General features: G+C 56.8%; 13 protein-coding genes. 9 read left to right on the forward strand and 4 right to left on the reverse strand.

Annotated elements, in window-relative coordinates; translation table 11 throughout:
- Together QQF73_RS07560 and QQF73_RS07565 are read left to right on the forward strand one after the other, a co-directional pair.
- Positions 1-2,148 (forward strand): TRAP transporter permease, encoded by a 2,148-nt coding sequence (locus tag QQF73_RS07560; protein WP_219866093.1) that lies wholly within the window; start codon positions 1-3, stop codon positions 2,146-2,148.
- Between the two features lie 13 nt (positions 2,149-2,161).
- Positions 2,162-2,908: a sulfite exporter TauE/SafE family protein gene (locus QQF73_RS07565; protein ID WP_219866092.1), complete on the forward strand. Its 747-nt coding sequence runs from the start codon at positions 2,162-2,164 to the stop codon at positions 2,906-2,908.
- A gap of 107 nt (positions 2,909-3,015) precedes the next feature.
- Here QQF73_RS07565 and acnB read toward each other — a convergent pair whose 3' ends face one another.
- A complete protein-coding gene (gene acnB / locus QQF73_RS07570) occupies positions 3,016-5,610 on the reverse strand; it encodes a bifunctional aconitate hydratase 2/2-methylisocitrate dehydratase (RefSeq protein ID WP_219868028.1) in 2,595 nt (864 codons plus the stop codon).
- Between the two features lie 193 nt (positions 5,611-5,803).
- Here acnB and QQF73_RS07575 point away from each other — a divergent pair, with 193 nt between their 5' ends.
- Positions 5,804-6,409 (forward strand): MiaE family protein, encoded by a 606-nt coding sequence (locus tag QQF73_RS07575; protein WP_285367796.1) that lies wholly within the window; start codon positions 5,804-5,806, stop codon positions 6,407-6,409.
- Position 6,410: 1 nt separating this feature from the next.
- Here QQF73_RS07575 and QQF73_RS07580 read toward each other — a convergent pair whose 3' ends face one another.
- A complete protein-coding gene (locus QQF73_RS07580; protein ID WP_285367797.1) occupies positions 6,411-7,292 on the reverse strand; it encodes a LysR family transcriptional regulator in 882 nt (293 codons plus the stop codon).
- Positions 7,293-7,435: 143 nt separating this feature from the next.
- On the opposite strand from QQF73_RS07580, the gene QQF73_RS07585 reads away from it, so the two are divergent.
- Positions 7,436-8,206 carry a ferredoxin--NADP reductase gene (locus QQF73_RS07585; RefSeq protein ID WP_219866089.1) on the forward strand — a complete coding sequence of 257 codons (771 nt, stop codon included), beginning with the start codon at positions 7,436-7,438 and terminating at the stop codon, positions 8,204-8,206.
- Positions 8,207-8,271: 65 nt separating this feature from the next.
- Here the strand turns inward: QQF73_RS07585 and QQF73_RS07590 are convergent, their stop codons facing one another.
- Positions 8,272-8,847 (reverse strand): outer membrane protein, encoded by a 576-nt coding sequence (locus QQF73_RS07590; RefSeq protein WP_219866088.1) that lies wholly within the window; start codon positions 8,845-8,847, stop codon positions 8,272-8,274.
- Positions 8,848-9,109: 262 nt separating this feature from the next.
- Between QQF73_RS07590 and QQF73_RS07595 the strand changes: the two genes are divergently transcribed.
- Positions 9,110-9,502, forward strand: coding sequence for an acyl-CoA thioesterase (locus tag QQF73_RS07595; protein ID WP_285367798.1), 393 nt, complete (start codon positions 9,110-9,112; stop codon positions 9,500-9,502).
- A gap of 14 nt (positions 9,503-9,516) precedes the next feature.
- On the opposite strand, the gene QQF73_RS07600 is transcribed toward QQF73_RS07595, so the two are convergent.
- Entirely contained in the window at positions 9,517-10,569 is a 1,053-nt protein-coding gene (locus QQF73_RS07600; RefSeq protein ID WP_219866086.1) for a 2-dehydropantoate 2-reductase, read from the reverse strand.
- 195 nt (positions 10,570-10,764) lie between these two features.
- Between QQF73_RS07600 and QQF73_RS07605 the strand changes: the two genes are divergently transcribed.
- The 4 genes from QQF73_RS07605 to QQF73_RS07620 all read left to right on the forward strand — a co-directional run bounded on the left by QQF73_RS07605 (position 10,765) and on the right by QQF73_RS07620 (position 15,308).
- Entirely contained in the window at positions 10,765-11,658 is an 894-nt protein-coding gene (locus tag QQF73_RS07605) for a hypothetical protein (protein WP_416383193.1), read from the forward strand.
- A 261-nt stretch (positions 11,659-11,919) separates the two neighbouring features.
- The gene (locus tag QQF73_RS07610; protein ID WP_219866085.1) at positions 11,920-12,945 is read left to right on the forward strand and encodes an amino acid ABC transporter substrate-binding protein; all 1,026 of its coding nucleotides are present in this window, start codon (positions 11,920-11,922) and stop codon (positions 12,943-12,945) included.
- Positions 12,946-13,035: 90 nt separating this feature from the next.
- Entirely contained in the window at positions 13,036-14,223 is a 1,188-nt protein-coding gene (locus QQF73_RS07615; RefSeq protein ID WP_285367799.1) for an amino acid ABC transporter permease, read from the forward strand.
- Positions 14,223-15,308, forward strand: a complete 1,086-nt coding sequence (locus QQF73_RS07620; protein WP_219866083.1) for an amino acid ABC transporter permease — start codon at positions 14,223-14,225, stop codon at positions 15,306-15,308. The genes QQF73_RS07615 and QQF73_RS07620 overlap by 1 nt, the downstream gene beginning before the upstream one ends.
- Positions 15,309-15,400 lie beyond the last annotated feature (92 nt).

The raw sequence follows: 15,400 nt of genomic DNA on the forward strand, positions 1-15,400 counted from the left end.
GTGGCAGAGCAATCAACCAGCGAACCTCGCATTGAGGTTCGCGACGAAAGCGCCAGCGACGCCAGCCAACGCCTTGATCACCGGCTCCTCGGACCGGTGATTTTTGGTTTGGCCATCGCAACGTCGCTGATCCATTTGTACTTCAATACCGTGTCCACGCTTTCCGAGTTGTGGACATCTGCTTTGCACTTCGGCCTGTTTGGCCTGATCTGTGCGCTCACCACCCCCATGCTGAAGGCGCACTCTGTGACTGGACAACGAGCAGTGCTGGGCGTGGATGTGTTCCTTGGGCTTGCAGCGTTAGCCTGTGCTGCCTACTTAATGCTGTTCGAAAACGCGCTCTATGAGCGCGGGGTCAACTTCAGCAAGGGCGATTGGATCTTCTCCGTGACAGCGGTGCTGCTGATTCTCGAATTTGCTCGCCGTACCGTGGGCTGGTTTATCCCGATGCTGTGTATCCTGGCCTTGTCCTATGTCGCCTGGTGGGGGCAATACGTAGACGGGATCTTCAACTTTCCGGGGCTGACTTGGGAAACTGTCCTATTCCGCTCCTACATTGGGGGACAGGGCATGCTGGGCTCGATCGCCCGAATCTCCTGGACCTATGTGTTCATGTTCATCCTGTTTGGGGCCTTCCTGGTGAAGTCCGGGGCCGGTGATTTCATTATCGAACTGGCCCGGTGCGCCGCTGGTCGCTTTGTAGGTGGTCCGGGCTTCGTGGCGGTGTTTTCCTCGGGGCTGATGGGCTCGGTGTCCGGTTCCAGCGTCGCTAACACCGTATCCACTGGTGTGATCACCATTCCGCTGATGCGGAAGGCCGGTTTTCCGGCCCGGTTTGCCGCCGGTGTAGAAGCTGCAGCCTCGACCGGTGGCCAGTTGATGCCACCTGTGATGGGGGCAGGTGCGTTCATCATGGCCTCTTATACCCAGGTGTCCTATCTCACCATCATTTCGGTCGCCGCGTTGCCGGCCCTGCTGTATTTTCTGTCAGTGGCCATGTTTGTTCGGATCGAAGCCAAGCGCAGCCACGCCGTCAAGCTGGACGATGCTGATGCGCCTAGTCTAAAAGAAGTGCTCAAGGATGGCTGGCATTTCCTGCTGCCACTTGTGGTGCTGGTGGCAGCGCTGATCTATGGCTTCACGCCCACCTACGCGGCCGGTATTGCTATTCTCTCGGTGATCGTTGCGTCCTGGGTATCGAAGTATCCGATGGGGCCGAAGGACATTCTGGAAGCTCTGGTGATGGGGTCCCGTAACATCACCACCACCGCAATTCTGTTGATTACCGTGGGACTGATTGTGATGGTGGTCTCGACCACGGGCATCGGTAATACCTTTTCAATCATGATTACCGACTGGGCCGGCGGCAGCCTGCTCATTACCATTGTCCTGGTGGCACTGGCATCGCTGATCCTGGGCATGGGATTGCCGGTGACGGCGGCCTACATCGTGCTGGCCACGTTGTCGGCGCCGGCGATCTACAACCTGATTGCCGAAAGCCAGTTATTGGAGCTGGTGATGAACGGCAAGCTGCCGGAACAGGCCAAGTCGATCTTTATGCTGGCCGCACCGGATAAAATGGAGTTACTGAATGCGCCCATGGATCTGGCCAGCGCAAAACAGCTGCTGGCGTTGGTTCCGGACACCTTCAGCAATCAATTGTTGGAGCAGGCTCTGTCGCCGGCAACCCTGTCGATGGCGTTGGTGGCGGCCCATATGGTGATTTTCTGGTTGTCCCAGGATTCCAATGTGACACCGCCGGTGTGCCTGACGGCCTTCGCCGCCGCCGCCATCGCCGGCACGCCTCAGATGCGCACTGGCTTTACAGCATGGAAGCTTGCCAAAGGGCTTTACATCGTACCGTTGCTGTTTGCCTATTCACCGCTGATCACCGGAGAATTTGACCAGATGCTTCAGGTGTTCTGTTTTGCGCTATTTGGCGTCTACGCCATCGTAGCGGGGCTTGAGGGGTATCTGGAGCATCCTCTCAATCCGCTTGTGCGTTTGCTGATGTTTCCGATCGGAGTGCTCATGCTCTGGCCCCATGGCCAGATAATGCTGGATGTGGCCGGCCTTTTGATTTTCATCGTTGCCTTTGCTTGGAGTAGTCGCCAGGGCAGCCGGGTAGCCAATCCCGCCACCGCATGACGGAAGCCGGACCATGACGCTGTTGGAAATGCTGGCGTTGATGGCGCTTGGAGGAATCGCAGGCTTTATCAATGTGCTGTCGGCCGGCGGGTCCATGCTGACCCTGCCGTTGCTGATGTTTCTTGGCCTGCCACCGCAGGTGGCCAATGGCACCAACCGCGTGGCTATTACCCTGCAAAGTATCACCGCAGTGGGCAGTTTTTCCCGCATGGGGCACGGCAACCTGCTGGTGAGCCTGCGCCTGGCGGTGCCCGCAGTGCTGGGATCGTTGCTGGGGGCCTGGGTTGCCACCTGGGTGCCGGATGCGGTGTTCCAGGTGGTTCTGGTCTCGGCCATGATCGGCGCCTCGGTGTTCATGTTATTGCCTCAGCCAGCTCTTGATACCCGCCCTCTGACAACCGATCGTTTGAGCCCGGCCATCTATGTCGCGATGTTTTTTGTTGGGATGTATGGCGGGTTTATCCAGGTGGGCGTCGGCGTGCTTTTCATCGTTGTCCTTTACCATATGCTCAAAATTGACCTGCGACAGGTGAACGTCCTCAAGGTTTCCATTGTCTTGCCTTTCACCTTCGCGGCGCTTGTGGTGTTTGCCATCAACGATCAGGTGCGCTGGGGTGTAGGCCTGACCCTGGCGCTGGGCAACGTTACCGGCGCCTTCATAGCGACCCGGGTCAACATGAGTAAGCAGGGTGCGCGTTGGGTCAAGGCGATCACGTTGGTGATGGTGGCGGCGATTCTTGTACGACTGATTCTTTACTGATAGCTGAAAATGGGTGTTCGACTGGGAAAGCGAGCGTGATTGGGGCATAAAAAAACGCCAGCCCGAAGGCTGGCGTTTTTATGGAGCTAAACCGCAAAGGTTGGATCTTAAGCGACGTTTGCCTCAGATGCCTTGCTGGTGTAGTTCTCCATCTGGTCGAAGTTGAGATACTTGTAGATCTCTTTCGACATGCTGTTCAGGTCCTTGGCGTACTCCATGTACTCCGCCGGAGACGGGAGTTTGCCCAGAACCGCACCAACCGCAGCCAGTTCCGCAGAGGTCAGGTACACGTTGGCACCGTCGCCCAGTCGGTTCGGGAAGTTACGGGTGGAGGTAGACAGCACGGTGCTCTTCGCAGCTACGCGAGCCTGGTTACCCATGCACAGGGAGCAGCCCGGCATTTCGGTGCGAACACCGGCGGTGCCGTAGATGTTGAAGTAACCTTCTTCCATCAGCTGGGCCTGGTCCATCTTGGTGGGCGGGGACATCCACAGGCGGGTCTTCAGGGGCTCCTTGTTCTGCGCCAGCAGTTTGCCGGCGGCACGGAAGTGACCGATGTTGGTCATGCAGGAACCGATGAATACTTCGTCGACCTTGTCGCCAGCGACTTCGGACAGGAACTTGGCGTCGTCCGGGTCGTTGGGGCAGCACACGATCGGCTCTTTGATGTCGGCCAGATCGATTTCCACCACGTGGGCGTACTCGGCGTCCTTGTCGGCACGCATGAGCTTCGGATCGGCAATCCATTCTTCCATCTGCTTGGCACGACGCTCCAGGGTACGCGGGTCGCCGTAGCCTTCAGCAATCATCCAGCGCAGCATGGTGATGTTGGAGCGAAGGTACTCAGCCACGGAATCTTCAGACAGGTTGATGGTACAGCCGGCTGCAGAACGCTCTGCGGAGGCGTCAGACAGCTCGAATGCCTGCTCGACTGTCAGGTGCTCCAGACCTTCGATCTCCAGGATGCGACCGGAGAATTCGTTGATCTTGCCCTTCTTCTCCACGGTCAGCATGCCCTGCTTGATGCCGTACAGGGGAATGGCGTGTACCAGGTCGCGCAGGGTAATACCCGGCTGCATTTCACCTTTGAAGCGAACCAGTACCGACTCGGGCATGTCCAGCGGCATTACGCCGGTGGCAGCTGCGAAGGCAACCAGACCGGAACCAGCCGGGAACGAGATGCCCATCGGGAAACGGGTGTGGGAATCACCACCGGTACCCACGGTGTCTGGCAGCAGCATACGGTTCAGCCAGGAGTGGATGATACCGTCGCCCGGACGCAGGGCAACACCGCCACGGGTCTGGATGAAGTCTGGCATGGTGTGCTGCATTTCTACGTCTACCGGCTTCGGGTAGGCCGCTGTGTGGCAGAAGGACTGCATAACGAGGTCTGCCTGGAAGCCCAGACACGCCAGGTCTTTCAGTTCGTCACGGGTCATCGGGCCAGTGGTGTCCTGGGAACCGACAGTCGTCATGTGCGGCTCGCAGTAAGTGCCGGGACGAACGCCTTGGCCTTCTTCAAGGCCACACGCCTTGCCAACCATCTTCTGGCCGAGGGTGAAACCCTTGGTGCCAGCTTCCGGGTCTTTCGGCAGACGGAAGATGTCGGTCGCACCCAGGCCAAGTGCAGCGCGTGCCTTGGCGGTCAGACCACGGCCGATGATCAGCGGGATACGGCCGCCGGCCTGAACTTCGTCCAGGATCACGTCGGACTTGAAGCTGAACTCGGAGATGGTCTCGCCGGCCTCGTTCAGGATCTTGCCTTCGTACGGACGGATATCGATAACGTCGCCCATGTTCAGGTCGTCGACCGGGGCTTCGAATACCAGGGCGCCAGCGTCTTCCATGGTGTTGAAGAAGATCGGGGCAACCTTGTTGCCGATACAGACACCGCCGGCACGCTTGTTCGGAACGCCCGGGACGTCTTCACCGAAGAACCACAGAACGGAGTTGGTGGCAGACTTACGTGAGGAGCCGGTACCGACCACATCACCGACGAATGCCACGGGCAGCCCCTTGGACTTGATTTCGTCGATCTGGCTCATAGGGCCGGTGATACCCGGCTCTTCCGGCTTCAGGCCGTCGCGCTCCATTTTATAGGCAGCGCGGGCGTGCAGCGGGATGTCCGGACGGGACCAGGCATCCGGAGCCGGAGACAGGTCGTCGGTGTTGGTTTCGCCGGTCACCTTGAAGACCACCATCTTGGTGCTCTCGGGAACCTTCTTCTTGTTGGTGAACCACTCGGCGTTGGCCCAGGATTCAACAACGGCCTTGGCGACGGCATTGCCGGCGTCCATTTTTTCCTTCACGTCGTTGAAGGCATCGAACATCAGCAGGGTGCGCTTGAGCTTTTCACCGGCCAGTTCGGCCAGCTCGGCATCGTCCAGCAAGTCGACCAGGGTGGCGATGTTGTAGCCCCCCTGCATCATGCCCAGCAGCTCAACAGCTTTCTGCTTGCTCAGCAGCGGAGAACTGGCTTCGCCCTTGACGATGGCGGTAAGGAACGCGGCTTTGACGTATGCTGCTTCGTCCACGCCTGGCGGGATGCGGTTTTCCAGAAGATAAACGAGAGTTTCTTCTTCACCGGCCGGCGGGTTTTTCAGCAGTTCAACCAGAGCGGCGGTTTGTTCGGCGTTCAGCGGCTTGGGAGGAATACCCAGAGCTTCACGTTCTGCAACGTGTTCACGATAGGCTTCTAACACGATATGGACCCTCATCAGTTGGAATGTCCCGCGCCCTTGGCTATAGAGCCCGGCGGGAGTTTTATGGCGGAAAGGCCTTAAACTGGCGCTGCATTCTATAGGAAACCCCTTATAAAGTTAAGATGGACAGAGGTCGGAGTGTTCTGATACATGCGCTATACTCCGCCGTCCAACTCACCAGCCCCATATCGACATGACCGAAGCCCTGCAAGAGATTCACGCGTTCCTGCCGTGCCGTACGCCGCAGCAATGGATCGACAACGCCCTGGCCAATCAGGATCTTATGCTGATTGATCACGCCCACTGTGAAAAGAAGGCAGCATCCACGGCGTTGAGCCTGATGTACCGTTACGTTGATAACACCGACTTGCTGAACAAGATGTCCCGGCTGGCACGGGAAGAACTCCGGCACTTCGAACAGGTGCTGGCAATCATGAAGAAGCGGGGCGTAGAGTATGGCCATCTGACTCCCGCGCGCTACGCGGCAGGCCTGCGGCAGGAGGTCAGGGCGGAGGATCCGGGGCGTCTGGTGGATGTCCTGATTGTCGGTGCCATTATCGAGGCCCGTTCATGCGAGCGCTTTGCAACCCTGGCGCCGCATCTCGACGACACGCTGGCCGATTTCTACAACAGCCTGCTGAAATCTGAAGCCCGTCACTACCAGGATTACCTGAGGCTGGCAGAGCAGGCGAATGGAGGGCCTGTGACGGATCGTGTCCGGGAGTTCCTTGAAATTGAGCATCGACTGATTATCGAGCCGGACACCGAGTTCCGTTTTCACAGCGGCCCGGTGCAGTAAGTCAGAGTTTTCGGCACAGCTCCATCCACGCGTCAATCCCGGCGCTGCGATATTTTTGCTTGTGAAGAATGAAGTAGAACTGACGGTCGAATTGCCGGTGCTCGGGCACTTTTAGCGGAACCAGGCTGCCACGTCTGAAAGCGTCCTCAAGGACCACCTCGGAAAGGCAGCCGATGCCAAGGTTGGTTTCCACCGCCCGCTTGATCGCCTCGGTGTGCTCCAGCTCCAGCAAGACGTTCAGATCGGACAGCAGACCGTGCATGCCCCGTTCGAAGCTTTGCCGGGTGCCGGAGCCCTGCTCGCGCATGATCCAGGTGGCTTCACGCAGATCGTCATCGGTCAGGGACGTCTTGTTGGCCAGCGGGTGGCTGGGGGAACAGAAAACCACCAGCTCGTCTCCGCGCCAGGGCAGAACCTCCAGTTCGGAGGAGTGGAGCTCACCCTCGATCAAACCGATGTCCAGTTCGAAATCCCGGACCCGTCGGGCAATGGTGCTGGTGTTGGCGACCTCCAGGGATACCCTTGGGTGGGTAGGGGTATTCATGTATTGGGCCATGACGCCCACGGCCAAATAGTTACCGATAGTCAGCGTGGCTCCGACCTTCAGGGCGCCCACTTCGGAGTGTTTACTGAACGCTCGCTCCAGCTCTTTGGCCTGCGCCAGTACAGCCTCCACTTTCGGCCGGTAAAGGCGCCCGAGTTCATTGAGCTGCAGTCGCTTGCCCACGCGATCGAACAGCTGAATATCAAACTGGTTTTCCAGTTCCTTCAGCGCGCTGCTGGCGGCGGACTGGGACATGGCCAGGGATTCGGCGGCGCGGGTAATGTTCTGGAAATGCGCGGCAGCCAGAAAAACTTCCAGTTGGCGAAAGCTGTATTTCATAAGAAAACGCTCTAAATCGATTGGGCCGAATAAGGTTATGAGAATATCCCATTTTCCCGATAGGTTAGTGGTGGGTTACACTTTAGGCAATTTAAAGTTGAAACTTTCGCAGTGAAAAGCGACCCGAACAGGACGAGGTTTACATGAGCAACCTGATCAAAGAAACAGTGACCAGCGTACACCACTGGAACGACACCCTGTTCAGCTTCAAGACCAGCCGTGATCCGGGATTCCGTTTCAAGAACGGCCATTTTGTGATGATTGGCCTGGAAACCGACGGCAAGCCCCTGATGCGTGCCTACAGCATCGCCAGTGCCAACTACGAGGAAGAACTGGAGTTCTTTTCCATCAAGGTTCAAGACGGCCCGCTGACATCGCGCCTGCAGAAGATTCAGGTGGGGGACGAGATTCTGGTCAGCCGCAAACCCACGGGCACGCTGGTTCTGGATAACCTGTTGCCAGGCAAGAATCTTTGGCTGATCAGCACCGGTACCGGCCTTGCGCCGTTTATGAGTATTATCAAGGATCCGGAGGTTTACGAAGCGTTTGATAAGGTCATCCTGACCCACGGCGTCCGTTACGTGTCCGAGCTGGCCTATCAGAGCGAGATCGAAGAGCTGCCGGAGAACGAATTTTTCGGCGAGATGGTCAAAGGTAAGCTTGAGTACTACCCGACGGTCACCCGCGAAGACTTCCGTAATCAGGGTCGTCTGACTGATGCCATGGAAACCGGAAAGATTACCCGGGACCTTGGTCTTCCGGACTTCGATCCGGAGAACGACCGCTTCATGATCTGTGGCAGTCCGAGCATGCTCAAGGATACCTGTGCCATTCTCAACAAGATGGGATTCAAGGAAGCCCGTGGTGGAGAAATGGGCCACTACGTCATTGAGCGGGCCTTCGTCGAGCAGTGAAATACCGGCGGCGGTGTTATTGAGAAAAAACCGGAGCAGGGCTCCGGTTTTTTTATTTCTACCTGTCAGAACCGGAAGGTCGCACCGACACTGAATACGTCGATATCCTCGTAGGTATCCAGTCGTCCAACCAGTGCCAGATTGTCGCGGAGGTTGTACCGAGCGCCGATACCGATGGCGATGTCAATGCTGGAGTCATCTGCAGATGCGGTTGCGCTGCCATTGCTGGCTGATGCTTCGGCATCCGTGTACGCCAGCCCAAGGCGTCCCAGCACTTCGAGGTCCTTGATCTGCTTGTCCAGGCTATAGGTATAGGTTGCATAACCGGCCAGTGACGCATAGCTCGCTTCGACTTTGCCGCCGAAATAGTTTGATTCAGCGTCGACTGCCGTAAGAGTCAGATCGGCTTCAGCGCCCAGCCCTGGGTAAACGTGGGCCAAGCTGGTTCCGAAGGTGCCTGCAACAACGATTGCACTATCATCAAGCCCCACATCCGCGAAGCCGAGCCGTGCTTCTACATAGCCATTCTCAACCAGACTTTGGCCGCTGATGGCGCTCCCATTGCTGCTGTGGTTGTCTGCGTGAGCATATCCGGATGCCAGGGCAGCGGTCAGCGCTGAACAGATCAGAACGTTTTTCATAGTGTTTCCTTGAATTACTTTTTATTGACGCACATCCGATTACGGGGCGCAGGCGAACCCTATAGCAGGCCCGGAATACAATCGACATGAATCTTGTAAGATATTGAAAAGGAATCGTAATTTTTGCGCAGCGTGTGAAGTGTTACGCATCGGGGTGCACGGTATCCGGACTGATCAGCCTCTACTTACATCGCAGGTCCTTGCGTTTCGGAGGTCTTGCCGGGCGGTGTATAATGCCCGGTTTTCACGACAGGAAAATGCGATGTTTGAACTGGAAATTGAACCCCGATTCAGCGACACGGATGCCCTGGGTCACATCAGTAACACCGCGTTGCCAATCTGGTTTGAGCAGGCAAGAACGCCGGTGTTCAAGATCTTTCACCCAAGCCTCGACGTCGAAGGCTGGCCGCTGATCATTGCGCGCCTTGAGGTCGACTTGCTGGCCCAAAGCTATTGGCACATGCCGGTACAGCTCCGGACCGGCATTGGCAAGATCGGCAACTCGTCATTTCACGTGGTTCAGGAAGCCTGGCAGAACGGCAAGCAGATCGCGCGCGGCGTCGCGGTGCTGATCCACTTCAATTATGACACTGAGAAAGCCCTGTCGATTCCGGATGACATCCGGGCAAAACTGTCAGAGCACCTGATCAACTGAGGCGTCGGGAGCGTTCAGGAATTCGCTTTGCGCAGTGCGGCCCGAAGTTCTGCCAGTAGCTCGTCCCCCGGCCAGCGTCTGCGGGTTTTCTCGCATTCATGCACGAGCTCCGTCAGGCGCCGGTTTACCGGCGCCGACTTGTTCAGGGTCTCGGCCAGCCTGACGACTTCACCGTTGATCCAATCCACCTCAGTTGGCCGGCCGGCTTCCAGGTCCTCCCACATAGACGACCGGGCGATCGGGTCAATGGCCAGCATGCGGCTTGCCAGTCGCTTGAACAGCCAGTCGGGCAGGCTCATCACGACGGGCACCAGGCGCATTGGAATCGCTGTTAGCTTGATCGTGTCAATGCCCGCGTGTCCCATAAGGCTCAGGGTTTCGCGCTGGGCCGCTGCCAGGCAGCGTCGATAGGAGCGATCGGACAACTCTTCCAGCAAAGGCACATTGGACAAGGCGTTGATCGGGTTGTTCAGATTGAGCAGGAGCTTGGACCACATCACCGATTTCATGTCGTCACGGAGTTCCAGTGGCAGGCCGCATAGTTCAAATAGCGGCAGAAAAGCGTCGAGGCTGTCGTCTCGCTCCGCCATCAGATGACCTTCGGTACCGTGATGAAAGTGTCCGGGGCTTTTCTGGACGACATTGAACGGAATCATGCCGGCACACACCCGAGCATTGGGCAGGTGTTGACGAAGTTCTTCCGCATTCGAAATGCCATTCTGCAGACTGATTACAGGCGTCCCAGGCTTGAGGTGCCTGGCGAGCGTCAGCGCCGCCTCGGTTGTGGCAGCAGACTTTACCGTCACAAGAACCAGGTCGGCTTCAGCAACTTGCGCGGGATCCTCCGTGAACTGCTCGGGCGTGAGTTGCGTCTGAAATTCGAAGCTCTGGTAATCCGTGACTACCAGTGGATGTTTTTTCAGGGTTTGACCGATCCGGGCGCGGCCGATCATAACCACGTTTGCGCCCCCGGATATCAGTCGGCCGCCCACATAACAGCCCACGCTGCCTGCCCCGAACACGACAATACGAGGAGAGGAAGAGCGGGAAGAAGTGGCCTGTACCATGATGAATCCGTTGTTTTTGTTATGACACCGTGAAGAGTGTCTGGCACCTCCTGATAAGTCAATGCGGTTTATTTCAATTTCGTAAGCCAAATTCTGTCCCCCGGTAATCACGACTGTTCCATACTTAAGCGTCTTGAATTCAACCGGGAGAGATTGTTGGTCGCTTCCGAACGGTACAGAGGAAGAGGTATTTTCGTGGCTTTGGCAAAGAGTGTGTGGTTTTGCGCGATTGCGGTTCTGGTGCTGACGGGGTGCGATGCACGGGAAGAGAAGGTCGGTTATCAACCCCCGGAAATGCAGGCCGACGCCGAGGCGGAATCCGACGAACCCGATGTCTCCATAACGCTTGAAGCGGCCCAGATGGATTGGGTTGGAGCTCAGATTTTCCGCAACGAATGTGCGGGTCAGCTCGACTGTCTCGTGCACTGGAATGTGGGGGAAAAGTTTCCGTCATTGGGGATCGGGCATTTCATCTGGTATCCCAGGGGCGTGGAGGAACGTTTCGTCGAGAGCTTTCCAGCGCTTATCCAGTACATGATGCAGCGGCAGGCTTCCGTGCCTGAGTGGTTGCGGGAGTTGGAACCTTTTGACGCACCCTGGCCGGATCGCGAGGCGTACCTGGCCTCCGAAGACTCCGTGGAAATGGCAGAGCTGCGGGAATTCCTCGCCGGTACCCAGGGCCTACAGGCCGAGTTCATTGTCCGCCGTGCCAAACAGTCGCTGACCGATGTTGTCGCTGCTGCACCGGAGGAAAAGCAGGAGGCCGTAAGGAATCGACTTAAATCCCTGACGGCGACCCCCGGAGGAATCTATGCGCTGATGGATTACGTCAATTTCAAAGGCGAGGGCCTTTCGCAGATGGAGCAATACCATGGACAGGGCTGGGGGCTGCTGCAGGTACTCCTTGCCATGGAGAAACAATCGCCTGACCAGACGGCACTGACCCGTTTTCGGAAGGCGGCGGCGGATGTACTGACCCGCCGGGCTGAGAATGCCGAAAATCCGATTGAAAGGGAACGTTGGCTAGAGGGCTGGTTGAAGCGACTGGAGACCTACAAGGAACCGGCAGAAATGAGAGCGTCCACATAAAAATTTCGTAAAAACTAGTTGAAATCTCGAACTTTGTTCTACTTTGTAAGGGTACGGTCCGTTAATCTTGCTTCAGGACAGGGCACGGAATCAGGCTCGATGCGCCATTTCGGTGCCGGTTTGACTTTTATTGCTTGCTGAGGCGAGAATTGAGGCTGGTAAATTGAAAATAAGTACAATGAATCAATAACCTAGCTTGCATGGCTCACAATTTGCTGACAACCATTGCGAAGCAACCAACCGAAGTTCGGAGATCCGATAATGAAAAAGACGAAATCGATTGCCCTGGGAATGGCACTGACAGTGGGCGCTTTCACGGCCACAGGTGCAATGGCCGCAACGACGCTGGAAAATGTGAAGGATAAGGGGCACCTCCAGTGTGGTGTGACTAGCGGTCTGCCCGGGTTCTCCCAGCCTGATGAAGAAGGCAACTGGACCGGCATTGACGTGGATACTTGTCGCGCCGTCGCCACTGCCATCTTCGGCGATTCCAAGTCGGTTGAATTTACTCCGCTGACGGCAAAGGAGCGGTTCACCGCCCTCCAGTCAGGTGAAATCGACATGCTGTCCCGGAACACAACCTGGACGCTCACTCGCGACGCTTCCCTGGGTCTGAATTTCGCAGGCGTTAACTACTATGACGGTCAGGGGTTCCTGATCAACAAAGGGATTGGTGTTGATGATGCCACCCAATTGGATGGCGCCACCATTTGTATCCAGTCCGGTACGACCACCGAACTGAACCTGTCCGACTATTTCCGCGCCAAAGGCATGGAATTCAAGCCAATCGTGTTTGATACCTCAGAGCAGACTGTTCAGGGCTTCTCCGCAGGTCGCTGTGATGTGCTGACATCCGACCGTTCACAGTTGGCCGCTCTGCGCTCCAAGCTGGCGGATCCGAGTTCCGCGAAGATCCTGCCGAACACCATCTCCAAGGAGCCGTTGGGTCCGGTGGTCCGTCAGGGCGACGACCAGTGGTTCAACATCGTGAAATGGGTGCTGTCTGTTCAGATCAACGCCGAAGAGCTGGGCGTAACCAGTGCCAATGTTGACGATATGCTCAAGTCCGACAACCCGAATATCCAGCGCTTGCTGGGTACTGAAGGCGACATGGGAGCCAAGCTTGGTCTTCAGCACGATTTCGGTTACGAGGTTATCAAGCACGTCGGTAACTATGGCGAGATGTACGATCGCAACGTTGGCCCGGACACGCCGCTCGGGCTTGATCGTGGCCTCAACGCCCTGTGGACCGAAGGCGGCATCATGTATGCTCCGCCGGTACGGTAAAACCTGAAAGCGTATGCGGGCGCCCCTATCCGGGGCGCCCGCTGTTATCTCTGATGACGTTAACTGCAGGGAAGCTTTCCGGGAAAATGCATGAAAAAACAAACCATTGATTCAAGACCCGCGGGCCCAAAACCCTGGTATGACCCTCGGGTACGCTCGCTCTTCTTCCAGGTTGTCGCTATAACTCTGGTCTTCTGGGGTGGCTGGACACTCGTCGACAACACGCTCTCGAATATGGAGAGCCGCGGTATCAGCACCGGTTTCGGATTCCTCGAGGAGTCGGCCGGTTTCGGCATCATCATGCACCTTGTGCCCTACGATGCCACCATGTCCTACGGACGAACCTTCTGGGTAGGTCTCACGAACACCCTTCTTGTGTCTGCAATGGGTGTTGTGGCGGCAACGATCCTGGGTTTCGTGCTCGGTATCGCGCGTCTTTCGAGCAACTGGCTGGTTGCCAAAATCTCGCTGGCCTACATCGAAGTCATCCGTAATATTCCACTACTGCTCCAGATTTTCTTCTGGTATTTCGCGGTCCTGAGCAATCTGCCGTCTCCCCGACAAAGCGTCGATGTGGGTGGCACCCTGTTCCTGAATAACCGCGGACTGTATCTTCCAGAACCACTGACTCAGGACGGTTTCGGATTGGTTTGGGGAGGCGTTCTTGCGGCCATCGCGGCAGTGATCGGGATTCGCATCTGGGCCAAGAAGCGGCAGCTGGCTACCGGCCAGATCTTCCCAACCTTCAAGGTTGGCGTTGCCATTCTCGTGCTGGTGCCGATCATCTCGTATCTCGTGGCGGGCAGACCGCTGGAGTGGGAAATTCCGGCGCTCAAAGGCTTCAACTTCGGCGGTGGTATCACTATCATTCCGGAGCTGGCCGCGTTGTGGATTGCCTTGTCCCTTTACACCGCGAGCTTTATCGCGGAAATCGTTCGTTCCGGCATACTGTCGGTCAGCAAGGGGCAGACCGAGGCATCCAAAGCGCTAGGGCTTCCGCACGGTCTGACCCTGAGGTTGGTGGTTATCCCCCAGGCAATGCGGGTCATCATTCCTCCGCTGACGAGCCAGTATCTGAACCTGGTGAAAAACTCCTCGCTCGCAACCGCAATCGGTTACCCCGATCTGGTTGCCGTCTTCATGGGCACGACCCTGAACCAGACCGGACAGGCAGTTGAGGTCGTGGCGATGACAATGGCGGTCTACCTGACTATTAGTCTGCTGATCTCCCTGTTCATGAATATCTACAACCGGGCCGTGGCGATTAAGGAGCGATGATGACTGAGTCTACGATGAAACCTCCCAAGAAAGTGCTCAGTCCGGTCAACTGGATGCGCCAGCATCTTTTTTCCACCTGGTACAACGCGCTGCTGACCGTCGTGGTCGGTTACCTGATTGTTACCAGCGTCGGGCCGTTGCTGAACTGGGTATTTTTTGATGCCAATTTCCAGGGCAGTGACCCTAGTGACTGTAGTGGGGCAGGTGCCTGCTGGCTGTTTATCAACCAGCGTCTTAATTTCTTTATCTACGGGTTTTACCCGGATGAACTGCAGTGGCGCGTGGACTTCATGTTCCTGCTGCTGGCAGTGTCTTTCGTTCCCCAGTTCATTGAACGTTTTCCGGGGCGGAAGTGGCTTGGCATTTTCGGGATGACCGGTCTGCCATTGATTGGCTTCTTCCTCATTCCGGGCGGGAGCTTTGGCCTTGAGCAGGTAGAAAGTACCAAGTGGGGCGGGTTGATGCTGACGCTGATCCTCGCCTACATCGGGATCATTGCGTCTCTCCCCATAGGGACCCTGCTGGCGCTTGGACGGCGTTCAGAGATGCCAATCATTCGAGGACTGTGTGTCGTCTTCATTGAAGTGTGGCGCGCAGTGCCGTTGATTACGGTGCTGTTCATGGCGTCAGTCATGCTGCCGTTATTCCTGCCCGAAGGAATGAACTTTGAGAAGTTGGCGAGGGCGCTGATTGGTATAACCCTTTGGCAATCGGCCTACATGGCCGAGGTTATCCGCGGGGGCTTGCAGGCCATTCCGCGTGGGCAGTACGAGGCTGCAGATGCACTTGGGCTGGGTTACTGGCGCAAGATGGGGCTCATCGTCCTGCCACAGGCGCTGAAGTTGGTGATTCCCGGCATCGTGAATACCTTCATTGCCCTGTTCAAGGACACCACGCTGGTCCTGATCATCGGCCTTTTCGACATTCTCGGTACGGTTCAGTCAACCGTAACAGACCCGGCCTGGCAGAACGTTGCCGTGGAGGGGTATGTCTTCGTGGCCTTCTGCTTCTGGGTGTTCTGCTTCGGCATATCCCAGTACAGCCAGAAACTTGAACGCAAACTCGACACCGGTCACAAAACCTGATGGGTAATCCAATGACAGAACAGACCCAAACTTCTGAAACACAGTCTTCCCCTCGGAGTGAGGCGGGCCAGAAGCCTGACATTATCCGGGTT

This window comes from Marinobacter albus (assembly GCF_030238305.1).
GTDB classification, from domain to species: domain Bacteria; phylum Pseudomonadota; class Gammaproteobacteria; order Pseudomonadales; family Oleiphilaceae; genus Marinobacter; species Marinobacter albus.